Origin of the sequence: Larsenimonas rhizosphaerae (assembly GCF_023700005.1) — a bacterium.
GTDB lineage: Bacteria > Pseudomonadota > Gammaproteobacteria > Pseudomonadales > Halomonadaceae > Larsenimonas > Larsenimonas rhizosphaerae.
In genome coordinates, this window is sequence record NZ_JAMLJK010000001.1 from 1,347,096 (window position 1) to 1,368,849 (window position 21,754).

General features: G+C 54.8%; 18 protein-coding genes. 12 read left to right on the forward strand and 6 right to left on the reverse strand.

The window, feature by feature from the left end; genetic code table 11:
- The 3 genes from NAT21_RS06065 to NAT21_RS06075 form a co-directional block, all read left to right on the forward strand.
- A partial coding sequence (locus tag NAT21_RS06065; RefSeq protein ID WP_250936464.1) for a hypothetical protein occupies nucleotides 1-206 on the forward strand: 206 nt, incomplete at its 5' end.
- Nucleotides 207-400: 194 nt separating this feature from the next.
- Nucleotides 401-1,117, forward strand: a complete 717-nt coding sequence (locus NAT21_RS06070) for an RNA polymerase sigma factor FliA (protein WP_250936465.1) — start codon at nucleotides 401-403, stop codon at nucleotides 1,115-1,117.
- 553 nt (nucleotides 1,118-1,670) lie between these two features.
- On the forward strand, nucleotides 1,671-2,501 hold the full coding sequence (locus NAT21_RS06075; protein WP_250936466.1) for a helix-turn-helix domain-containing protein: 831 nt from the start codon (nucleotides 1,671-1,673) through the stop codon (nucleotides 2,499-2,501).
- A 72-nt stretch (nucleotides 2,502-2,573) separates the two neighbouring features.
- Here the strand turns inward: NAT21_RS06075 and NAT21_RS06080 are convergent, their stop codons facing one another.
- On the reverse strand, nucleotides 2,574-3,188 hold the full coding sequence (locus NAT21_RS06080; RefSeq protein WP_284732664.1) for a TetR family transcriptional regulator: 615 nt from the start codon (nucleotides 3,186-3,188) through the stop codon (nucleotides 2,574-2,576).
- 117 nt (nucleotides 3,189-3,305) lie between these two features.
- Here NAT21_RS06080 and NAT21_RS06090 point away from each other — a divergent pair, with 117 nt between their 5' ends.
- Complete coding sequence (locus tag NAT21_RS06090) at nucleotides 3,306-4,586, forward strand: efflux RND transporter periplasmic adaptor subunit (RefSeq protein WP_250936467.1); 1,281 nt, start codon at nucleotides 3,306-3,308, stop codon at nucleotides 4,584-4,586.
- Nucleotides 4,587-4,598: 12 nt separating this feature from the next.
- Nucleotides 4,599-7,760: an efflux RND transporter permease subunit gene (locus NAT21_RS06095; protein WP_250936468.1), complete on the forward strand. Its 3,162-nt coding sequence runs from the start codon at nucleotides 4,599-4,601 to the stop codon at nucleotides 7,758-7,760.
- Nucleotides 7,761-7,854: 94 nt separating this feature from the next.
- Here NAT21_RS06095 and purN read toward each other — a convergent pair whose 3' ends face one another.
- Nucleotides 7,855-8,565, reverse strand: coding sequence for a phosphoribosylglycinamide formyltransferase (purN, locus tag NAT21_RS06100; RefSeq protein ID WP_250936469.1), 711 nt, complete (start codon nucleotides 8,563-8,565; stop codon nucleotides 7,855-7,857).
- Nucleotides 8,562-9,626: a phosphoribosylformylglycinamidine cyclo-ligase gene (gene purM, locus NAT21_RS06105; protein WP_250936470.1), complete on the reverse strand. Its 1,065-nt coding sequence runs from the start codon at nucleotides 9,624-9,626 to the stop codon at nucleotides 8,562-8,564. The genes purN and purM overlap by 4 nt, the downstream gene beginning before the upstream one ends.
- 176 nt (nucleotides 9,627-9,802) lie before the next feature.
- On the opposite strand from purM, the gene NAT21_RS06110 reads away from it, so the two are divergent.
- From NAT21_RS06110 to araH, 5 genes are all read left to right on the forward strand, one after another.
- The gene (locus NAT21_RS06110) at nucleotides 9,803-10,876 is read left to right on the forward strand and encodes an AI-2E family transporter (protein ID WP_250936471.1); all 1,074 of its coding nucleotides are present in this window, start codon (nucleotides 9,803-9,805) and stop codon (nucleotides 10,874-10,876) included.
- A 7-nt stretch (nucleotides 10,877-10,883) separates the two neighbouring features.
- Nucleotides 10,884-11,585, forward strand: coding sequence for a DnaA regulatory inactivator Hda (gene hda / locus NAT21_RS06115; RefSeq protein ID WP_250936472.1), 702 nt, complete (start codon nucleotides 10,884-10,886; stop codon nucleotides 11,583-11,585).
- Nucleotides 11,586-11,938: 353 nt separating this feature from the next.
- Nucleotides 11,939-12,928: an arabinose ABC transporter substrate-binding protein gene (locus tag NAT21_RS06120; protein ID WP_250936473.1), complete on the forward strand. Its 990-nt coding sequence runs from the start codon at nucleotides 11,939-11,941 to the stop codon at nucleotides 12,926-12,928.
- A 49-nt stretch (nucleotides 12,929-12,977) separates the two neighbouring features.
- Nucleotides 12,978-14,471: an L-arabinose ABC transporter ATP-binding protein AraG gene (araG, locus tag NAT21_RS06125; protein ID WP_250936474.1), complete on the forward strand. Its 1,494-nt coding sequence runs from the start codon at nucleotides 12,978-12,980 to the stop codon at nucleotides 14,469-14,471.
- A 50-nt stretch (nucleotides 14,472-14,521) separates the two neighbouring features.
- The gene (gene araH / locus NAT21_RS06130) at nucleotides 14,522-15,523 is read left to right on the forward strand and encodes an L-arabinose ABC transporter permease AraH (protein WP_284732665.1); all 1,002 of its coding nucleotides are present in this window, start codon (nucleotides 14,522-14,524) and stop codon (nucleotides 15,521-15,523) included.
- A gap of 76 nt (nucleotides 15,524-15,599) precedes the next feature.
- On the opposite strand, the gene NAT21_RS06135 is transcribed toward araH, so the two are convergent.
- Nucleotides 15,600-16,019, reverse strand: a complete 420-nt coding sequence (locus NAT21_RS06135) for a secondary thiamine-phosphate synthase enzyme YjbQ (RefSeq protein ID WP_250936475.1) — start codon at nucleotides 16,017-16,019, stop codon at nucleotides 15,600-15,602.
- A 110-nt stretch (nucleotides 16,020-16,129) separates the two neighbouring features.
- Here NAT21_RS06135 and NAT21_RS06140 point away from each other — a divergent pair, with 110 nt between their 5' ends.
- Nucleotides 16,130-17,506 (forward strand): class II fumarate hydratase, encoded by a 1,377-nt coding sequence (locus NAT21_RS06140; protein ID WP_250936476.1) that lies wholly within the window; start codon nucleotides 16,130-16,132, stop codon nucleotides 17,504-17,506.
- Nucleotides 17,507-17,566: 60 nt separating this feature from the next.
- Here the strand turns inward: NAT21_RS06140 and glpD are convergent, their stop codons facing one another.
- Both glpD and NAT21_RS06150 read right to left on the reverse strand, forming a co-directional pair.
- Nucleotides 17,567-19,102: a glycerol-3-phosphate dehydrogenase gene (glpD, locus tag NAT21_RS06145; protein WP_250936477.1), complete on the reverse strand. Its 1,536-nt coding sequence runs from the start codon at nucleotides 19,100-19,102 to the stop codon at nucleotides 17,567-17,569.
- 112 nt (nucleotides 19,103-19,214) lie between these two features.
- Nucleotides 19,215-19,988 (reverse strand): DeoR/GlpR family transcriptional regulator, encoded by a 774-nt coding sequence (locus tag NAT21_RS06150; protein WP_250936478.1) that lies wholly within the window; start codon nucleotides 19,986-19,988, stop codon nucleotides 19,215-19,217.
- Between the two features lie 206 nt (nucleotides 19,989-20,194).
- Here NAT21_RS06150 and glpK point away from each other — a divergent pair, with 206 nt between their 5' ends.
- A complete protein-coding gene (glpK, locus tag NAT21_RS06155) occupies nucleotides 20,195-21,688 on the forward strand; it encodes a glycerol kinase GlpK (protein ID WP_250936479.1) in 1,494 nt (497 codons plus the stop codon).
- Nucleotides 21,689-21,754 lie beyond the last annotated feature (66 nt).

Here is a 21,754-nt window from a genome sequence, read left to right on the forward strand (position 1 = left end):
ATGGCGCTGTTCAGGCTGGACTGGGACTTGTTCAGGTTCTGCTGAGTCTGGAGAGACAGGGTATTGGTGTTGATGACCATTGCCATGATGTCGATTCCTTAACGCTGTGTTATGGAAATGGCGGTGGTTCGCCATTTTTGGTGCGGCTGTTCTCGCCGCTGGTGAAGTTATCGACGCAGGTAGTATTTGCTTTAGTCCAAGAATAAAAATGTTTGTATCCAAATGTATCATTGTGCTACGCGTGTGTGTCGCAAAAAGGGAAAGAGCGGGCTCAAGGTGGGGTTTATCAGCGAATCAGGTTTCATGGATGGACGTAAGATAGCCTGCATGGGGAGTGCTTTGGTTTTCAGTGGCATCAGCACTTCAGGACCAATCGGGCAGGCTTGCAGAGTACCTCATTATGTATACCGCCGAAGGCAAATTGAGTCAGTCGAATGTGGTCGAACAGTATATGCCTCTGGTTCGACGGCAGGCACTTCAACTTCAGGTGAGACTTCCTTCAAGCGTTGAGCTGGACGATTTGATACAGGCGGGCATGGTGGGTCTGCTGGATGCTTATAATCGATTCGATTCCGGGCAGGGCGCTACCTTTTCCACGTATGCATCTCAACGTATTCGTGGCTCGATGATTGATGAGCTTCGAAGTCGTGACTGGTTGCCCCGGAGCGTTCGTCGTACCAGTCGTGATATTGATCGAACCATTCATCAACTCGAACAACAGAACGGAAGGGCTGCAACGGAGCGTGAAATAGCAACCGCACTGGATATGTCCCTGGAGGACTATCGCAAGGTGCTGACAGATACCAATAACGGCTATCTATTGCCGTTTGAAGATACCAGCACGGATGAAAGCGAGGCTTCTCATGTTTCCCGGGATGTGGCTTTCATGGATACACCTCAGGATGCCTGTTTTGCCAATGCTGATCGCCAGCAGCTGACAGAAGCAATTGATCTACTGCCCGAGAGGGAAAAGCTGTTGCTGAGTCTCTATTATCAGGAGGAGCTGAACCTCAAGGAGATAGGCGCGGTGTTGGGCGTGAGTGAATCTCGCGTTTGTCAGCTTCACAGCCAGGCGGTCGCCAGGCTGCGTGTGAGTATGGTGGAGCAGTTTGCCTGACTCTATTAAGTGGCGTTTGAAAAAACACCCGCTCAGGCGGGTTTTTTTATGCCTCCATATTCTGCCCTTCATATCATTGCCAGGTAATGGTGAATGGATACATGGCTAGTAAATATCGCCATTAAGGTTGTTTTTTATATCCAGAAAGTAACGTTGGATATATTTTTGTTTTAAAAATGGAATTTTATGTTTTTAAAGTAAAATTGTTATGTTTTTGTATTTAAAGGTTTTTTTATTTGTATCGTATAAATAAAATTAGACTTCTAGTACTTTTTATTTACCTTTCTTTGGTTCTTTGTTGGCGAATAGACTTATTATTAGTCCATTAAACAACCCCTCAAAGCGCCATTTTTATAAGCATACCAGGATTCATTCTTCCTTTGTCTCATAGGCAACGATAGGCTTTGCACAAGTTCGGGATTGGTGACCACTGCTGACGCCCTGCAAGGGATAACGGGCGGCTTCAGTGAGAGGGCAAGGATGGCTTCGCGTCCCCAATCAAATGACCACGATCCGAACCATAAAAAATATCGCCTAAGGGATGGGAAACGATATGAACTGCAAAGAATTCGATGTTGCTGCAACAGAAGTCATTCTTCACGAACATACCAGCGAATTGCTACCGATGACGGTTGTGGCAAAACAGGTCGGGCTATCTACTTCCCACCTGCGCCGCAAGTTCAAGCAATCGTTCGGCGTGACGCCTACTGACTATCATGCCACGATCCGTCTTGATCGCGCTGCACTGCTTCTTGTTTATACACGCAAGAGCATCATGGAAGTGGCGCTGGAGTGTGGTTATCAGGATCACGCGGCGTTCAGCCGGGTTTTCCGCCGCCACTTTGAAATGTCTCCGCGGGCCTACCGCGACACGGTGCGCATGACACTGGGTGCTGGCGCCTCTGCACAGAAGTCCGTGCGTCCGGTGAGTGTTGTAGAAAGTACGGAAGAGTCCTTCTTTCTTGTCATGCGCTCCTTTGGTAATGAGCAGGGCAGTGATGAAAGCATTCGTCGCCATCTGCTGGATCTGTGCCCGCACGGTACGCGTGAAAGTATTCTGGAGCCTGTCTGCTTTGTCTATGATGATCCGCGCATTACACCGGAGCATCGTACTCGCAAGGACGTCGGTTACCGGATGTCTCGCCGTGAAACGTGGAATCCGCCGCTGCCGCTTCGCTGGCTGCGTGTAGAAGCTGGTCGTGAAATGCACACTACCCTGACGCATTGGGATCAGCTGGAATCAACATTTCAGCATATGGCACTGGACTGGGCCCTGACCCATGGCGAGCAGATCAAGGTGGACCATTCACGCATTACCTTTCACGACGGCCAGAAAGACGCCAACGGTGAAAGCGCCATGACATTGACTATCCCGCTGGAATAAATGGCGGCGACTCCAGATACTAAAAGGCAGCCTTCAAGGCTGCCTTTTTTATATCAATGCGCGCTCTGCGACTTATTCAGCCTTCAATACAGTGAACAGCATATTCAGCATGCTGGCACCTTCAGCCTTCAGATCAAAGGCGGTGGGTTCTCTCAGCCAGTCATAAATGATGCCCTGAAGTGCAACATGTATCAGGCGCGCTGCGCAGTGAGGTGATATGCAGGATTTAAGCCGGCCTTCACTGGCAGCCTGTTCCATCATCTTGAGCATATGATCAAAGCTTTCACGCACGATACTGGTGTGCGTCTTGAGGGGGTCGATGTCATCGGTCTGCTCGCACCGGTAAAGAAGGATCGTGTAAGTGCGGCGATAGCGTGGCTGGACTATTCGTTGAAATGCGACGTTGATGGCCCGCTCAAGGTCAATCAGGGGATGGCCTGCATGTTCGGATTCCTCGAGGTCCTGGATCAACTGATTCAATGGCAGTTTGACGCGGTCCAGCAGGGCATTGAACAGGTCGGCCTTGTTCTTGAAATGCCAATACACAGCGCCGCGCGTCATGTTGGCACGCTGAGCGATCTGCTCCAGAGACGTGCGTGAAACCCCCTTTTCATAGAACAGGTTTTCCGCAGCATCCAGCAATACCTGACGAGTCTCTTCCGCCTCGATTTTTGTTCGTCGCGCCATTAACGATAAATCTCCATGAATAAGCGGCTATAGTATAAGGCAGAATAGTCAGTTTACATACATACATGAATGCATCTAAACTGGCTGTTATCCTTTATGATCGGAGTGTAAGCCAACATGAGCTTGGGAAAAGTACGTGCCTGGCCAGGGCGGCCTGTATGGGTGCTATGCGTAATCGGCCTGCTGATGGCGGGCTGTGGTGACGGCGAGAAATCCTCGCAGAAGAACCAGGCCAGCGCAGCGTCTGCAAAGCCGGCTCAGGTGGAAACGGTTGCGCCGATGGATTTAACGCTTGAGCGTGAGTATCCGGCCAAGATTCGTAGTGATCTTTCAGCAGATATCGTGGCCAGGGTCAGTGGCGTGCTCGAAAAGCAGCTTTACACTCCCGGAGATACGGTAGAGAAGGGGCAGACCCTCTTTATTATCGAGCAGGCTCAGTACAAGGCGGCTGTTGAACAGGCTCGAGCGGATGTTGAAAGTGCCAGGGCCACGCTTGAAAACAATCGCAGGGATTACGAGCGCTACAATGAGCTTTACAAGCAGCGTTCTGTCAGCCAGCAGCAGCGGGATTCAGCGCTGAGTGCCTACCGTACGGCCAGGGCTTCGGTTGCTCAGGCTCAGGCCGCCCTTGATGATGCTCAGATCAGTCTGGACTATACGACGGTCAAGGCACCGGTCAGTGGCCGGGTGGGGCTGAATGAGGTCAACGTCGGCAATTATGTAGCGGTCCAGACTGAATTGACGACGGTCACTCCTCTTGATCCTCTTGAAGTGCGGTTTGCGTTACCTCAGTCCGACGCCTTCGCCCTGAGACGACAGCGCACTGATGACCCTGAGTCCATTAAGGCCAGCCTCGAGTTTCCCTATGCCGACCAGAGTGGCAGCACCGATACCAGTCTCAAGGGAACCTTGAACTTCCTTGGGTCGCGGGTTGACGATACAACCAGCACAGTGCAGGCGCGGGCGGTATTCAAAAACCCGGGCGACCTGTTCCTTCCCGGGCTGTTCGTCCGTGTCAAATTGCTTGGTGTGAAGCATTACAGTGCGCTGGCTGTACCGGAAGTTGCTGTTACCGAGGGGCTCAAGGGGCCTCAGCTTTATATCCTCAATGACAAGGACGTAATCGAAAATCGCTTTGTATCACTCGGCGAGCAGGCCGGCGGCTGGGTGGTGATCAGTGATGGTCTTGCAAAGGGTGACAGGGTCGTTGTGTCAGCCATAGGCAGTGTATCGCCGGGTGACAAGATCAAACCTCAGGCATTTGATGGTCAGCCTGCCACCACTCCAACGGATCCGTCCGGCAAGAATGGTGCGTCGACGCATCAGGCGATGCAGGGGACCAGTATCAGTGGCCAGGACACTCAAAAAGATGCGCCATCACAGCAACAGGATCAGTAAGCGGGTTAATCGATGAATATATCCAGCTTCTTTATAAACCGGCCTATCTTTGCGACGGTGGTGTCTATCATCATCACGCTGGTAGGCTTGATGGCGATGCGGACGCTGCCCATTGAGCAGTATCCGCAGGTAGTACCCATCACCGTCTCCGTTCAGGCCACGTTTCCCGGAGCAGATGCAGAGACGGTGTCTGAGACTGTGGCCTCACCTCTGGCCGAGCAGGTCAATGGTGTGCAGGACATGATCTACCTGACCTCGGCAAGTGCAGATAACGGGGTCATGAACATGAAGGTGTACTTCAGGATTGGTACCGACCCTGATATAGCCACCATCAATGTTAACAACCGAGTCCAGCGAGCGCTGTCACAGCTGCCATCATCCGTTCAAAGTCAGGGTGTTACGGTTGAGCTTCAATCCAGCAGTATCCTGTTGTTTGCGGCCCTGTTGTCGCCGAACAATCAGTATGACTCTCTTTATCTGAATAACTACGCCAACATTAATGTTGTCGATGAGCTTAATCAGCTCAACGGTGTGGGCAAGGCAGAAGTTCTGGGTAATCAGAGCTTTGCCATGAGGATCTGGCTCAACCCTGACAAGATGGCCCAGTACGATATCACTCCCGCTGAAGTATCAGCGGCCATTCAGGCCCAGAATACCGTGGTGTCGGCGGGCAAGCTGGGTGGAGAGCCTCAGCGTACGCCGGTGGCCAATACTTATACCATTACCACTCAGGGTCGTCTCAAGAGCGTTGGTCAGTTTGAAAATATTCTATTAACCACGAAGTCGGACGGTTCCTCGCTTTATCTGAAGGATGTTGCCCGCGTCGAGCTGGGGTCGACCCAGTATGGTATCCAGGCGCGTACCAACAATAATCCGATTGCACCGATCGCGGTCTATCTGCAACCCGGCGCCAATGCGCTTCAGGTGGCCAGGGAAGTCAAGTCCACCATGAAGGAGCTGAAAACGCGCTTCCCGGCGGGCCTCGACTATGTCATTCCCTATGACACTACGCTGTTTATCAATGCCTCGATCGAGTCGGTTGTCCATACCTTTGTCGAAGCCCTGATTCTGGTGGCGCTGATTGTCTTTATCTTCCTGCAGAATTGGCGCTCGACCCTGGTGGCAATGTCGGTAGTGCCCATCTCGGTGGTAGGTACCTTTGCCGGCATGTATATGCTCGACTTCTCGATCAACCTGTTGTCGCTGTTCGGGATGATTCTTGCTATCGGGATCGTGGTGGATGACGCCATCGTGGTCATCGAGAACGTTGAACGTATTCTCGAGCATAATCCGGATGTCAGCCCCATGGAGGCGGCGTTCGAGGCCATGAGGGAGGTAACCGGTCCGGTACTGGCGACGGCATTCATCATGGCTGCCGTATTTGTGCCGGTTGGGTTCCTGACTGGATTGACCGGGAAAATGTACCAGCAGTTTGCCATTACCATTGCAATCTCGGTCAGTATCTCGGCGCTGGTAGCCCTGTCCTTTACGCCGGCCATGTCAGCGATCTTCATCAAGCGCAAGGATGATCTCAAGCAGTCGCGTCTTGCAAAAGTGCTTCACAAGCCGTTCGAGTGGTTCAACCGTGGCTTTGACAAGCTGACCAACGCCTTCATGGTGGTAGTCGGCTTTTTGATCCGCCATGTCATCGTGTCACTGGCTCTTCTGGTGGGATGTTGTGTTCTGTCAGCCTGGGTATACATGCGACTGCCCGGCGGGCTTATTCCGGCGGAGGATCAGGGGGTGCTGGTAGCTTCCGTTTCCCTGCCGGCCGGCTCGTCGGTGGCGCGTACCGATGAGTATGTGCAGAAGCTCAATGCCGAGATACAGAAAAACCCGGCGGTGGAATATACGACGTCGATTACCGGGTTCGATATCCTGACCAGCGCGTCGAATACCGCCAAGGCCAGTGTGTTTGTGCTGCTGAAACCATGGGGTGGGCGCGATATAGATATCACTCAGATGATTGGCAATGTCATGCAGGCTGGTGCCAGTATTCCCGGGGGCAAGACCATTGCGTTCAACCTGCCGCCAATTCAGGGGCTGTCCACCACCGGTGGTTTTACCGGTTATCTTGAATCCCTGGGAGGGGACTCTCCACAGCAGCTTTATCAGGCATCACTCAAGGTCATGCAGGCGGCTGGTAAACGGCCGGAACTGGCGCAGGTTTTCACAACGCTTAATGTCAGCATTCCCAATTATCGGGCGCATGTGGATGAAAACAAGGCCAAGAGCCTTGGCGTCGACCTCAATGACCTGAATACAACGCTGTCGAGCACGTTCGGCAGCAGCTTTGTCAATTACTTTACGCGCAATAGTCGTAACTTCCAGGTTTACCTGCAGTCCGAGGATCAGTTCCGCCGGTCGCCGGATGATCTGAGCAAGGTCTTTGTTCGTGGCGGCAATGGCAGCCGTATTCCGCTGTCCACTCTGGTAACCCTCGAGCGCACACATGCACCGACCGTTGTGGACCGGTTCAATGTGTATCCTGCCGCTCAGTTCCAGGGGCAGCCTGCACCTGGCTATAGTTCGGGTCAGGCAGTTCAGGCCATGAAACAGGTGGTAAACGAGACGCTGGGCAGCCAGTACAAGATGGGCTGGACCGGTGAAGCCTATCAGCAGGAGAACGCTGGCGACGCATCAACACTGGCCATTGTCTTTGGTCTGATCATGGTCTTTTTGATTCTGGCTGCTCAGTATGAGCGCTGGACGCTGCCGATCGCCGTAGTATCTGCCGTGCCCTTTGCCTTTGTCGGTTCGGTTCTGGCGGTATGGATGCGGGGGCTTGAAACCAGTGTTTATCTGCAGATCGGCCTGCTGGTTGTGGTGGGGCTGGCGGCGAAAAACGCGATTTTGATCGTGGAATTTGCCCAGCAGCAACGTGATGAAGGTAAAAGCATCGTCGATGCTGCGACAACGGCGGCCCGCATGCGTTTTCGTCCTATCGTCATGACCTCACTGGCCTTCATTGGCGGTACTCTGCCACTGGCGCTGGCTTCAGGCGCGAGTGCTGCCAGCCGCCACCACATCGGCACCCCGGTGGTTGGGGGCATGCTGACGATTACCATTCTGGCCAGTGTGTTTGTTCCGGCGTCCTATGTCTTCATCATGACGGCACAGGAGAAAATGGCCAAACGGTTCGGTCGTGGCAATAACGCGCAGGATCAAGCCTGACATGGCCGGCAGGTGGAGTTGCCACCTGCCTTTTCTGTTCTATTCCCACTAAAAAGCCGCCTCGAAAGGCGGCTTTTTAGTGGGAGCGTGATTTTTACAAATCCTCGTCCGACACATCTTCCGGAGCAAGGCGCAGCCCTGAGGCCGGAAGCGGGTGACCATCAAGCGTTGGTCCCTTGTCAGCCAGTTGAAGGCGGCCGTCGAGAAACCAGCGCACTGTCATCGGATAGATCAGGTGTTCACGCGTCAAGACGCGCTCTGCCAGAGTTGATTCATCGTCATCGGCCTCCACCGGTACGGCAGCCTGTACCACAATCGGGCCGCCATCCAGTTCTTCGGTGACGAAGTGCACACTGGCACCATGCAGTGTGGCACCTTCTTCCAGCGCCCGCCGGTGTGTATGCAGTCCGCGGTACTCTGGTAAAAGTGATGGATGAATGTTCAGCAGGCGACCGTGATAGCGAAGCACGAAGGCCTTTGACAGGATGCGCATGAAACCGGCCAGCACGACAAGATCAGGCTGGTGATGGTCAATGATACGAATCAGTTCGGCATCGTAAAGGTCGCGGTCACGCTCGTCATGGAAATGACGAAACCGGGCCGGGTCGACGACTTCTGCGATGACGCCAGCCTCGCGTGCGCGCTCCAGACCGTAGGCATCGGCCTTGTTGCTGATCACGGCAATGATGTTACCGCCCAGTTCATCATGTTCCTGGGCATCAAGCAGGGCCTGCAGGTTACTGCCACTGCCTGAAATCAGCACCACGACCCGGCTAGGGTCGGCTGTTTCTGCTTCAAAACTCATGCCTTCACAGACCCCAGCTGAACCTGTTCCTCATCACTCTGACGCTCGGTAATGCAGCCAAGTGTATAAACCGTTTCGCCGCAGGATTCGAGGTGGGCACGGGCCTTGTCCGCATCTTCGGCCGGGACCACTACCACCATGCCGATGCCGCAGTTGAGTACACGGTACATTTCACGCTCTTCAACCTTGCCCCGATCCTGCAGCCAGTCAAAGACGGCAGGACGTGCCCATGCGCTGGTATCGACCTGCAATGTGGCATGTGCCGGAAGCACCCGCGGCAGGTTTTCAAGCAGGCCGCCGCCGGTAATGTGGGAGAGGGCATGTACCCGGGCATCGCTGTCCCTGAGCAGCGACAGCAAAGACTTGACGTAGATGCGCGTGGGCGCCATCAGTGCATCACCAAGGGTGGTGCCATCAAGATCCTGCTCCAGCGATTCACCGCTGCGCTCGATGATCTTGCGGATCAGGGAGTAACCATTGGAATGCGGGCCACTGGAGGCCAGGCCCAGGGCCACATCGCCGGTGGCTACCTTGCTGCCATCCAGGATATCGGCCTTTTCAACAACACCGACACAAAAGCCGGCCAGGTCGTAATCGCTGCCTTCATACATGCCAGGCATTTCAGCAGTTTCGCCACCGACCAGTGCACAGCCCGCCTGCAGACATCCTTCACCGATCCCGGTAACTACATCCGCGGCGATATCGATGTCCAGACGCCCCGTGGCGTAATAATCCAGAAATTGAAGTGGTTCGGCCCCGGCAACCACCAGGTCGTTGACACACATGGCGACCAGATCAATGCCGATGGTGTCATGACGGCCAAGCTCCATGGCCAGACGAAGTTTGGTGCCGACGCCATCGGTGCCGGTGACCAGTACCGGCTGCCGGTAACCGGCCGGCAGCTCACAAAGAGCCCCGAAGCCACCCAGACCGCCCATGACTTCAGGGCGATGGGTGCGTTTGGCGACGCCCTTGATGCGCTCAACCAGTGCGTTGCCGGCATCAATGTCGACACCGGCGTCTTTGTAGCTGAGGGGAGCATCGGAAGAGTGCGAAGTCATGTGCGTTCCTGTACTAAGCGATGGCCGTGGTCTGAGCGACCTGGAAAGAAAGCGGGAGTATATCACTGCCTCTTGTGGCTCGCATGGGGTCACCATGCAAATGGAGGGATGGCAGCTGCAGAGAAAGTCCCTAGAATGCAGAGCAGGCTTTATTCATCGTTTTCAGGAAAACCCGTATGTCGAAGCGTTTCTGGTGGGGAATCGTCAGTTCACTGGCGGCGCTGTGGTTGTTTGTTACCTTGACACCTATTTTGATGCCCTTTTTCGTGGGCATGATTCTGGCGTACCTGGGGGATCCGCTCGCAGACAGACTTGAAGCGCGAGGCCTTTCACGGCGCCTCGCGGTGTCGGTCGTATTTGTGCTGTTGTCGGTAGTGGTGATCGGGTTGACCATCATTGTCATTCCGGTGATGTGGCGACAGCTGGTGCAGCTGGCTGACGCTGTTCCAATGATGATCAACTGGACGCAGCAAACGGTGTTGCCCCGGATTCAGGAATGGACCGGTTCCGACTTTACCGCCGATCTTAATCAGGTGCGTGATATGGTTACCGGCCATTGGAAGGAAACCGGCTCCGTGGCCGCGCAGCTTCTCGCACAACTGTCTCGTTCCGGTCTGGCGCTGGCCTTCTGGCTGGGCAATCTGGCCATTATTCCCGTGGTAACCTTTTATTTGCTGCTGGACTGGGATCGGATGAAGGCACGGATACGTGACGCTATCCCGCGCGACTGGGTGGGTACCGTTACCGGGCTGGCCCACGAGTGTGATGAGGTATTGAGCGCGTTCATGCGAGGGCAGTTACTGGTCATGCTGGGTCTTGGGGTTGTTTACGCGACCGGCCTGACGCTGCTGGGGGTCAAGTTCGGCTTTTTGATCGGTGTATTGGCAGGACTTGCCAGTATCGTGCCTTATCTTGGTGTCATCTTTGGCGTGGTGCTGGCGGAGCTGGTGGCATTTTTCCAGTTTCAGGCACTTTGGCCACTGGCCGCCGTAGGGGGCGTATTTGTGCTCGGTCAGATTCTGGAGAGCACCGTGTTCCAGCCATTGCTGCTGGGAGATCGAATCGGTCTGCACCCGGTAATAGTGATTTTTTCCGTTATGGCGGGAGGCCAGCTGTTCGGCTTTGTGGGGGTGTTGCTGGCACTGCCGGTGGCCGCCATGCTCATGGTAGTATTGCGCTATCTCTTTACACAGTACAAGGCGAGCCGCATGTATACGTCCAAAACTTCCGTTTATATCGATCAGGACTGATAGCGACATGATTTCAGGGCCTGCACAGTTACCTCTGGGCGTCGGGCTTCGCGATGATGCGACCTTTGCCAATTTCATGGGCGAGGGCAATCTTCCGCTGGTCAATCAGCTCGAGTGCCAGCTGACTCCCGCCGGGGAACCCTTTCTTTATGTGTGGGGGGCGTCGGAATCCGGCAAAAGCCACCTGCTGCAGGCCGCCTGTCATGCTGCCAGTATCAATGGCGTGTCTACCCTGTATCTGCCGCTCGCTGATATCGGCCACTTCCCGCCGTTGATGCTTGAGGATCTGGAAAACCTTGAACTGATCGCCATTGATGATCTGGATGTGGTGATAGGGCGCAAGCGGTGGGAGGAGGGGCTGTTTCATTGCTTCAATCGCCTGAGGGATGCGGGGCGTCGATTGATCATTGCGTCGGAAAGACCGCCTCGCCAGTTACCGGTCAAATTGCCGGATCTGGCATCTCGTCTGACCTGGGGAGCCACGTTTCACCTTCACCCGCTGGATGACGAACAGCGGCTGGGTGCGTTGAGACTCCGCGCCAGAGAGCGCGGCATGTTTCTGCCCGACGAAGTGGGGCGGTATTTGATTCACCGTGGCCCGAGACGGCTGTCATCGTTGTTTGAAACGCTGGCTCGGCTGGATGATGCGTCACTTTCAGCGCAACGCAAGCTGACTATCCCGTTTGTCAAACAGGCGCTTGAGTGGTAGGTCTCTACTGTTTTCTGCGCCGCTTTTCTCTTTCTTCCATGGTATATCGGCCCCGCCCGGGGTGGCAGTCCTGCTGTAATATCAACTGCCTGCATCGAATAACCTCCTTTTTCCCTGCTGCTGATAGAACTTTCGCGTAAGTCGAAAGCAACTTTAGTCATAGCCCGGAATTTCCTTCCTGCGCCCCTGTACGCACCGAGTATGGTCTTGCACTTCATTGATATCAGAAATGATATGAGTAGCAGGCCTAAACGCTATTAGTCGGTTATCACTTTGCAGATTAATGTCGTGACATGAACTTTCTGTATTTTCCTGCCAATAACAACTGAGCCTCTCTGGGCCGGAGATTGCCAATGATTCGCTTTATTACCACTTCCTTTTTGACGCTGGGTATCAGTCTGGGCGCAGGCTTGAGTGCCGCCCAGGCGCAGGATGATGTGAAAATCGGGTTTATCGTTAAAAAACCCGAGCAGGCCTGGTTCATCAATGAGCAGAAGGCGGCCAGTCAGCTGGGCGAGGAAAAGGGCTTTTCAGTCGTACGGCTTGCCGGTGAGGATGGTCAGCAGGTATTGAGCGCCATTGATAATCTGCATTCTCAGGGGGCGCAGGGGTTTGTCATTTGCCCGCCGGACGTTCGTCTTGGGCCGGCCATCGTCAACCGGGCTGAACGGTATGGCATGAAGGTGGTTACGGTCGATGATCGTTTTGTCGGTTCGGATGGCGAGCCCATTGCCTCCGTGCCGCATCTTGGCATGTCCGGGTACAAGATCGGGCAGCAGGTCGGTGAGGCGATTGCAGCAGAAATGAAGGCGCGCGGATGGGATCCTGAGACCGTCGCGGCACTGCGTATCAGCAATTATGAGCTGCCTACTGCCAAGGAGCGCACTGATGGCGCGACCCAGGCCTTGCTGGCGTCCGGATTTGTCGAAGGCAATATCTATGATGCCCCTCAGCAGAATACGGATACCAGCAGCGCCTTTGCCGCCGCATCCCCCATTTTTTCCAAGCATGGTGATTTCGATCACTGGGTGATCTATGCGCTGAATGAAGAAAGCGTATTGGGTGGCGTACGTGCCAGCGAACAGTATGGTCTGTCGCCTGATCAAGTGATCGGAGTGGGTATCAATGGCTCCGGTGCGGCCTTTGCCGAATTTTCTCGCCAGAAACCTACCGGCTTCTACGGCACGATGGCTGTCAGCTCAACCATGCATGGCCGTCAGACTGCCGACAATCTGTACACCTGGATCAAGGAGGGAGAAAAGCCCCGGGACAATACTGAAACCACCGGTACGCTGATGACCCGTGATAACTGGGAACAGGTGCGTGCTGACCTCGGGCTGTGATACGGGGCCTGGTCTGCCACCGGGCATTACATGAAGTGGGAGTAGGTTCATGACGGATGCATATCTGCGTGTTGAAAACGTCACGGTAGAGTTTCCCGGTGTAAAGGCTCTTGATGGTGTCAGCTTCTCTGCTCATGAGGGGCAGGTACATGCCCTGATGGGGGAAAATGGGGCCGGAAAGTCAACGCTGCTCAAGGTGTTGAGTGGCGTAAACCGATTGTCCGAAGGCTGTCTTTATATAGGGGGCGAGTCGTACGCGTTCAGCAATGCCCGCGAAGCCCTCAAGAGCGGTATTGCCATCATCTATCAGGAGTTGACGCTGGCGCCGAATCTGTCGGTGGCAGAAAACCTGTTGATGGGTCAGCTGCCTGCCCATCACGGGTTTGTGGATCGGCGGCGTTTGCGTGACAAGGCGCTGGCCATTCTGGAGGAGCTCGGGGAGGGCAAGCTTCACCCGTCCACCAGGGTGCGAGAGCTGTCTGTTGGTCAGCAGCAAATGATTGAAATCGGTCGGGCACTGCTGCGCAATGCCCGCATCATCGCCTTTGACGAGCCCACCAGTTCACTGTCCGTTCAGGAAACGCGTCATCTCAAGCGGATTGTGGCCCGCCTTCGTGACGAGGGGAAGGTGGTGCTTTATGTCACCCACCGAATGGAAGAAGTCTTTGAGATGTGTGATGCCGTCACGGTATTTCGTGATGGTCGCCATATTCGCACCCACGACACGCTGGAAGGCCTCGATCACGATGCGCTGGTCAGCGAGATGGTAGGGCGTGACATCAATGATGTGTATGGCTATCGCCCCCGTGAACAGGGAGATGTACTGCTTCGTCTGGACGGTATCAAGGGGCGCGGCGTTACCGCGCCTGCCAGTCTGGATATTCGCCGCGGTGAAGTGCTGGGGCTGTTCGGGCTGGTCGGGGCGGGGCGCAGTGAGCTGATGCGACTGGTCTGTGGGGCTGAGCATGCCAGTGAAGGGGCCGTGGTGTTCAAGGGGGCGGCCTGCCGCTTTGAATCGGCTCAGGCGGCGATTCGGGCCGGTATTGCCATGTGCCCGGAAGATCGCAAGACACAGGGTATTTTTCCGGTAGCCAGTGTATCCGACAATCTCAATATCAGCTGTCGTCGCTTCTTCAAGCGCCTTGGCCTGTTTCGTCACCCGCGTCGGGAAACGGAGAACACACGGAAATACATCCAGGAGCTCAGTATCAAGACGCCCGGGCCTCGAACGCCTATTGCGAACCTCTCCGGAGGCAACCAGCAAAAGGTAATTCTGGCGCGCTGGCTGTCCGAAGATATTGATCTTTTTGTCATGGATGAGCCAACCCGCGGCATCGATGTCGGGGCGCGACGAGACATCTATTCGTTGCTCTATGATCTGGCGGAGCAGGGCAAAAGTGTTCTGGTGATTTCAAGCGATCTGGCCGAGGTAAGTTCGATCTGCGACCGAATTGGGGTCATGAGAGGCGGGGAGTTGCTGGAGATCATCCCTCGTGAGCAGGCCACACCAGAGCGGCTTCTGGGGCTGGCACTGCCCGCCTGATTCAGCTCATACAACCAGTCAAGAGCCTTATTCTAACAAAGGGATAACCCATGTCTCAGGACAAGATAGCCTCCATGGCGCCAGTAGAACCTGCCCGGAGTGGTTTGCCCAAGCCACTTCGTACCCTGCTGGATACTTCCGGGCTTATTGCAGTATTTGTATTGCTGTTTGCAGGGCTGGCCATATTCGTGCCGGACTTCCTGACCGGCCGTAACATTGTAGGTCTGCTGCTTTCGGTCACGCTGATTGGCTCCATTGCCACCACCATGATGATGGTTCTGGCCCTGGGGGAGGTAGATCTATCGGTAGCCTCTATAGTGGCTTTGGCAGGGGTGGTCGCTGCGGTCGTAACCTCGGCCAGTGGCAGTGTCACGATCGGGGTCATGGGTGGGATTGCCGCTGGTGCGGCCGTCGGTGCCTTCAATGGTTTTGTGGTAGCCCGGTTTGGAATCAATTCGCTGATTGCCACTCTGGCAGCCATGGAGTTCGTGCGCGGTCTGGCTTACATCACGTCAGGTGGTGATGCGGTCATGATTACCGTGCCTGAATTCTTTGATCTTGGCAGTGCAGTATTTCTTGGGTTGACGTTACCGGTGTGGACGATGATTGCCTGTTTCATCGTCTTCGGGATTATCCTCAACATGACAAGCTTCGGCCGCAATACGCTGGCTACCGGTGGCAACGCCGAGGCAGCGAGCCTGGCCGGGGTGAACGTACGCAAGTTGAAGATTACGGTATTTGCCCTGCAGGGGCTGATCGCTGGTATCGCGGGTGTGCTATTGACGTCCCGCATGGGACTGGGTGATCCCAATACTTCACAGGGGCTTGAGCTTGCAGTGATTTCAGCCTGCGTGCTGGGGGGAGTTTCCCTCTCGGGCGGTGTGGCCTCGATCACCGGTGTGCTGGTGGGTGTATTGATCATGGGCTGTGTGCAAAATGCCATGGGGCTTTTGAATGTTCCCACGTTTTATCAGTATCTCGTACGAGGAGCGATCCTGTTGCTGGCGGTCATGTTTGACCGGTGGAAGCAAACGCGTCGGGCAGGTGGTTAGCGCGTTGGCTTCTTCAGTACTACACCACTGGGCCGTCCGTAGGGACGGCCCAGTGGTGTGTACGCGTTGTGCTGGCTCATTCACCGTTAAGCGTCAGCATCAGCCTCCTTGACCCGCCGTGGTCGCGGTGTTCTCCCAGCCAGATTCCCTGCCAGGTACCGGTTGCCAGTCCACCGTTTCGTACCGCCAGTGTCAGTTCCGTTCCAAGGAAGCTGGCCTTGATATGGGCTGGCATATCGTCGTCGCCTTCCAATGTGTGGCGAAAGTAGGGCAGGTTGCCGGGAATTCGATCATTGATGAATGCCTCCATGTCATGACGCACGTCCGGGTCTGCATTCTCGTTCAGGGTCAATGAGGCAGAGGTATGCAGCAGCTGCAGATGAAGCAGGCCCACCTTCAGCTTGCGTAGCTCCGGCAGGAAATCGATCACCTCTGATGTAATGAGATGAAAGCCACGTTTTCTGGGCTGCAGCTCAAGCGTGTCCTGTTTCCACATAATGACTCCATTTGCAAATGAGACGAATTATACTTTTCGGCATGCTTCCCGTATTCGGTCTATCCTAGGGCCGACACGCGATGTACCTTCATTGTACGGGAGAATAGATCATGGCCAATACACGCACCGAGCGTGACAGCATGGGTGAACTTGAGGTTCCTGAATCCGCACTGTACGGCGCGCAGACCCAGCGTGCGATCAATAATTTCCCGGTGAGCGGACAGCCACTGCCCTTTGCCTTCATTCAGGCCGTAGCCCGCGTAAAACGGGCTGCTGCCCAGGCTAATCTGGATCTTGAGCTACTTGATGATGCTCGTGCCAATGCCATCATCAAGGCGGCTGATACGTTGCTTGCCGGCAAGCACACGGATCAGTTTCCCGTCGATGTCTTTCAGACCGGTTCCGGCACATCGACCAACATGAATGTAAATGAAGTGCTGTCTCATCTGGCCTCTACCGGTGCGTTGAGTGTCAATCCCAATGATCACGTCAACATGGGGCAAAGCAGTAATGACACCATTCCGACAGCGCTGCATGTGTCTGCTTCACTTGCGCTTCACCAGTCCCTGTTGCCGGCACTGGCGCATTTGAAGTCGGTCATTGATGACAAGGCGGCTTCACTGGATGACGTGGTCAAAACCGGCCGTACGCATTTGATGGATGCCATGCCGGTACGCATGAGTCAGGAGCTGGGCGCCTGGTCCGCTCAGGTCCAGCAGTCGGTGGAGCGTCTGGAAGATGTTCAGAAACGCCTGTTGCGTATTGCTCAGGGCGGTACGGCGGTTGGAACAGGGATTAATGCCCATCCAGAGTTTGCAGGCCGTGTGGCCGCCGAATTGAGCGAGCAGACCGGACTTGAGTATTCACCCGCGGATAGTTTCTTTGCCGGGCTCGGGTCTCAGGACGCCACGGTAGAGCTTTCCGGTCATTTGAAGGCTTTTGCCTGTGCTCTGATGAAAATCAGTAATGATCTGCGCTGGATGAACTCCGGCCCTCTGGCCGGACTGGGCGAAATCGAGCTGGAGGCATTGCAGCCGGGAAGCTCCATCATGCCGGGCAAGGTGAACCCGGTTATCCCCGAGTCCGCGGCTCAGGTAGCTGCTCAGGTAATAGGAAATGATGCCGCCATTACCGTTGCCGGGCAGTCCGGAAATTTCCAGCTTAATGTGATGTTGCCGTTGATGGCGCACAATGTACTTTCATCCATGACGCTGTTGAGTAATGTCTCGCGCCTGCTGGCGGACAAGGCCATTGCGACCTTTAATGTGCGCCGAGACAACATTGAATCGCCGTTATCAAAAAATCCGGTTCTGGTGACGGCGCTCAATCCGGTCATTGGTTACGATGCTGCGGCAAAGGTTGCCAAAAAAGCCTATCAAAATGGCCGTCCCATCATTGACGTGGCAGAAGAAGAGACAGAGCTGTCACGAGAAGAGCTTGAGCGTTATCTGGACCCGGCACGCCTGACCGATGGCGGTCTTCAGTAACTGCCCTGTACCCGGCATGAAAAAAGCCCCTTTCGGGGCTTTTTTCATGCTGCATGAGTCTCAGGATATTGTGCTTTCAGCGGACGCAGTGCTGTTTCTGTAATCGGCGCAACGGGCATCGATATAACTTTCGAGCACTTTCTTTTCCGCTGCGCTCAAACGCAGATCCATTTTGGTTCGGCGCCAGATGACATCTTCAAGCTCTCTGGCCCACTCATGGTCCATCAGGTAGTCCACTTCGCAGGCCGTCATGCCGGCACCAAAATCCTGCCCCATCTCATCCTGACTTTTAACCTTCTCAAGGAAGATCTCGCACAGGCGGCCGTAGCTTGACGCGTAGCGAGATGCCTGTTCCTCCGTCAGGAACGGGTACTGGCTCTTGAGTGTTCGTGCATACGCTGCACGACTTTCGATGTTCCCGCCAGGCATGACAGCCTCTGCCGTCCAGCTTTCCTTCATCTTCGGGAAGTAGGGTGATAGTTCCTTCATGGTGGCTTCAGACAGCTTGCGGAACGTCGTGATCTTGCCACCGAAGATTGACAGCAGCGGTGCGTTTTCAGTGTCCAGATGCAGTGTGTAATCCCGAGTCATGGCTGAGGGATCGTCAGATTCGTCATCACACAGCGGGCGTACGCCGGAATAGCTGGTGACCACATCATCTTCTGTGATCTCGGCACGGAAGTGACTGTTCAATACCTTCAGGAGGTAGCTGGTTTCTTCCTCGCTGATAACCACCTTGGAAGGATCGCCTTCATAAGCAACGTCCGTGGTGCCGATCAGGCTGTAATCGTTCTGGTAGGGCAGGACAAAAACAATCCGATTATCTTCATTTTGAAGAATATAGGCCCGGTCATCTGTATTGATGCGTTTGGTGACCAGGTGACTTCCCTTGATCATCTTTATGCCGTAACGCGGCTTGCGGCTGGTTCCCTTCTTGATAAAGGACTCCACCCACGGCCCGGCTGCGTTAACCAGAGCCTTCGCGCGACGTGTTATCGTCTCGCCGCTCAGGGTATTTTTCAGGGTCAGCTCCCAGTGGCCATCGCTGTTGACCGTGGCGGCTTCACACCGGGTGCGTACCAGGATTTCAGCGCCCTTTTCCTGAGCCTGAAGTGCGTTCAGTACGACCATGCGCGCATCATCAACCCAACAGTCCGAATATTCGAATCCCGTGGTGATGGCCGGGATCAGCGGTGTATCCGGGCCAAACTTGATTTTCTTGGCGCTGGGCAGGCTGTCGCGGTGGCTCAGATGGTCATAAAGAAACAGACCTGCACGCAGCATCCATGCGGGGCGCAGATGGGGCTGGTGGGGCAGGATGAAACGCATCGGCCATACAATGTGCGGGGCTTTTTTAAGCAGCACTTCACGCTCGTGCAATGCTTCACGCACCAGCCTGAATTCGTAATGTTCCAGGTAGCGCAGGCCGCCGTGAATCAATTTGCTGGATGCGGAGGACGTCGCGCTGGCCAGGTCTGCCTGTTCACACAGGCCTACAGTCATGCCGCGTCCTGCTGCATCGCATGCGATGCCCGTGCCGTTGATCCCTCCGCCGATGACATAGAGGTCCAATAAGGGCGTTGCCTGATCTGACATGACGTTCTCCGCCGAAAAATAGGTGTACATGGACGCGCGCTGGAGCGGCTGTCCACGAATGTTCGGAATAGAACATAATTGATGTTCGTTCGAACATCAATAGGTCTTTGGCCTATATTGCCGGTGTGGCTATGGTCAGGCGGACATCATGCTGCTCCATGATCCTGCACAGGGATTCAGGTGGGTGCTGGTCGGTAAAAAGCGCTGTGATCTGGCTGATATGGGCCTGGCGTACTACGGCATTGCGCATGAATTTCGAGTGATCTGCCGTGAGAAACACATTGCGGGAGTTATTGATAATGGCCTGGGCAACTCGTACTTCCTGATAGTCGAATTCAAGCAGATCGCCATCCTGATCTATGCCGCTGATACCAATGATGCCAAAGTCGACCTTGAACTGATTGATGAAGTCGATGGCTGCCTCTCCGATGATGCCGCCGTCTCGTGATCTGACGACGCCACCCGCGACGATTACGTTGAAGTCCTCCTTCTTGTGCAGCATGGCGGCGACGTTGAGGTTGTTGGTGATTATCTCCAGTCCCTGATGATTCAATAGCGCTTCAGCCACAAGCTCGGTGCTGGTGCCGATATTGATGAACAGTGAGCTGCGATCGGGGATGCAGGCTGCCAGCGCTTCCGCGATCGCCTTCTTTTCATTGTAGTGCTGGGTCTTGCGCGTCGTGTAGGCAGTATTCACCGTGCTTGATTCAACGGCACCGGCACCGCCGTGTACGCGGCGAATTAGGCCGCGCTCGGCCAGCGCATTGAGATCTCGTCGCAGTGTCTGCGGGGTGACATCAAAGCGGGCTGTCAGCTGTTCGATGCTGACGTACTTCTGCTGTTCGATCAGATTGACCATCTCGGTCTGACGTTTCAACTGTGCCATTTCACGCGCTTCCTTACCTGATTGTGCTGATCTGCGTGTTCCGGGGATTACATACCTGTTGTAGTAAGGCGTGTCTTGACGATACCAATGTCTAACGACAATGAGACATATTTTGTTTGTTATTCAGCGAGGCGAGCCAGTACTGTAGCCAATGTTCGGAATCGAAAATAAGTGAACATGTCTTTGTCGCTATCAAGGATCCCCGTATGACTTCATTAATACTAGCTATAGATCAGGGCACTACCAGTTCTCGCGCTATTCTGTTCGACAAGGGAGGGAATATTGTTTCCCTTGCGCAGGAAGAATTTCCGCAGCATTTTCCCAATAGTGGCTGGGTAGAGCATCATCCCGATGATATATGGGGATCCACACTCAGGACCGTCAAGCAGGCCATTACCAACAGTGGCAAGACGGTTCATTCCGTGGCTGGTATCGGTATTACCAATCAGCGCGAAACAACGCTGATCTGGGACAAGAATACCGGTGAAGCCGTTTATAACGCCATCGTCTGGCAGGATCGCCGTACCGGTGATTATTGCCGATCCCTTCGTGATGCGGGCCATACGGATATGATTCAGGCCAAGACCGGTCTGTTGATCGATCCGTATTTCTCGGCCACGAAGGTGCGGTGGATTCTTGATAATGTGGACGGCGCTCGCGAGCGGGCTGAAAAGGGCGATCTGCTTTTCGGCACCGTCGATTGTTACCTGATCTGGAAACTGACAGGCGGGGCGGTTCATCGTACCGATGCCACCAATGCGTCACGCACCTGTCTGTTCAACATTCATGATCAGACCTGGGACAAGGAGCTGCTTGATCTGTTTGGTGTGCCCGAGTCGATGCTGCCAGAGGTCATGGATTGCAGCGATGACTTTGGACGCAGCGAAGCACAGTTGCTGGGCGCGAGTCTTCCCATTGCCGGGGTGGCTGGTGATCAGCAGGCAGCACTGATCGGCCAGACATGCTTTGAACCTGGTATGGTCAAGAGTACGTACGGTACCGGCTGCTTCATGATCATGAACACCGGTGAGCACTCCGAAACGTCTCATAACAAGTTGTTGAGCACGGTAGGCTATCGTATCGATGGCAAGGTTACTTATGCGATGGAGGGCAGTATTTTCATGGCTGGTGCCACCATTCAGTGGCTCCGTGACGGCCTGAAGCTGTTTTCCAATGCTTCCGAGACCGAGAAGCTGGCCCGTGCAACCAGTGAAGATCATGGTGTTTATCTGGTGCCTGCCTTTACCGGGTTGGGTGCGCCTCACTGGGATCCCAATGCACGCGGGGCCATTTTCGGTCTGAACCGCAATTCAGGTATTCCTGAATTGGTGGCGGCCGGCCTGCAGTCCGTGTGCTATCAGACGCGTGACCTGCAGGAATGCATGAACCGTGACGTCAAGGCCTCCACTGACACGTTGCGTGTAGACGGTGGCATGGTAAGCAACAACTGGGTCATGCAGTTTTTATCCGACATCCTGGGGGTTCAGGTTGATCGCCCCACTGTACTTGAAACCACTGCACTGGGCGTGGCCTATCTGGCCGGTCTCAGGCTGGGCTGGTACGACTCGCTCGAAGAGATCGCCACCCTGTGGCACAAGGATCGGTCATTTACACCTCGTCTGCCCGAAGACCGCCGTGAAAAGCTCTATGACGGTTGGCTTGATGCGGTGGCTCGCGTCAAATCAGACCATAACGACTGAGCAACCTTCCAATTCGGTTCGGCACGCCGACCCAGGCGTGCCAGCGGCCTTATAATTAAAAAAAGG

Excerpts from the sequence above, each read along its gene's own strand:
- NAT21_RS06140 (WP_250936476.1), top strand. The coding sequence starts at position 16,130 with ATGGCCAATACACGCACCGAGCGTGACAGCATGGGTGAACTTGAGGTT.
- NAT21_RS06095 (WP_250936468.1), top strand. The coding sequence starts at position 4,599 with ATGAATATATCCAGCTTCTTTATAAACCGGCCTATCTTTGCGACGGTG.
- purN (WP_250936469.1), bottom strand. The coding sequence starts at position 8,565 with ATGAGTTTTGAAGCAGAAACAGCCGACCCTAGCCGGGTCGTGGTGCTG.
- NAT21_RS06120 (WP_250936473.1), top strand. The coding sequence starts at position 11,939 with ATGATTCGCTTTATTACCACTTCCTTTTTGACGCTGGGTATCAGTCTG.
- araH (WP_284732665.1), top strand. The coding sequence starts at position 14,522 with ATGTCTCAGGACAAGATAGCCTCCATGGCGCCAGTAGAACCTGCCCGG.
- purM (WP_250936470.1), bottom strand. The coding sequence starts at position 9,626 with ATGACTTCGCACTCTTCCGATGCTCCCCTCAGCTACAAAGACGCCGGT.
- glpK (WP_250936479.1), top strand. The coding sequence starts at position 20,195 with ATGACTTCATTAATACTAGCTATAGATCAGGGCACTACCAGTTCTCGC.
- NAT21_RS06110 (WP_250936471.1), top strand. The coding sequence starts at position 9,803 with ATGTCGAAGCGTTTCTGGTGGGGAATCGTCAGTTCACTGGCGGCGCTG.
- NAT21_RS06150 (WP_250936478.1), bottom strand. The coding sequence starts at position 19,988 with ATGGCACAGTTGAAACGTCAGACCGAGATGGTCAATCTGATCGAACAG.
- NAT21_RS06075 (WP_250936466.1), top strand. The coding sequence starts at position 1,671 with ATGAACTGCAAAGAATTCGATGTTGCTGCAACAGAAGTCATTCTTCAC.
- NAT21_RS06080 (WP_284732664.1), bottom strand. The coding sequence starts at position 3,188 with ATGGCGCGACGAACAAAAATCGAGGCGGAAGAGACTCGTCAGGTATTG.
- NAT21_RS06070 (WP_250936465.1), top strand. The coding sequence starts at position 401 with ATGTATACCGCCGAAGGCAAATTGAGTCAGTCGAATGTGGTCGAACAG.
- NAT21_RS06090 (WP_250936467.1), top strand. The coding sequence starts at position 3,306 with ATGAGCTTGGGAAAAGTACGTGCCTGGCCAGGGCGGCCTGTATGGGTG.
- araG (WP_250936474.1), top strand. The coding sequence starts at position 12,978 with ATGACGGATGCATATCTGCGTGTTGAAAACGTCACGGTAGAGTTTCCC.
- glpD (WP_250936477.1), bottom strand. The coding sequence starts at position 19,102 with ATGTCAGATCAGGCAACGCCCTTATTGGACCTCTATGTCATCGGCGGA.
- hda (WP_250936472.1), top strand. The coding sequence starts at position 10,884 with ATGATTTCAGGGCCTGCACAGTTACCTCTGGGCGTCGGGCTTCGCGAT.
- NAT21_RS06135 (WP_250936475.1), bottom strand. The coding sequence starts at position 16,019 with ATGTGGAAACAGGACACGCTTGAGCTGCAGCCCAGAAAACGTGGCTTT.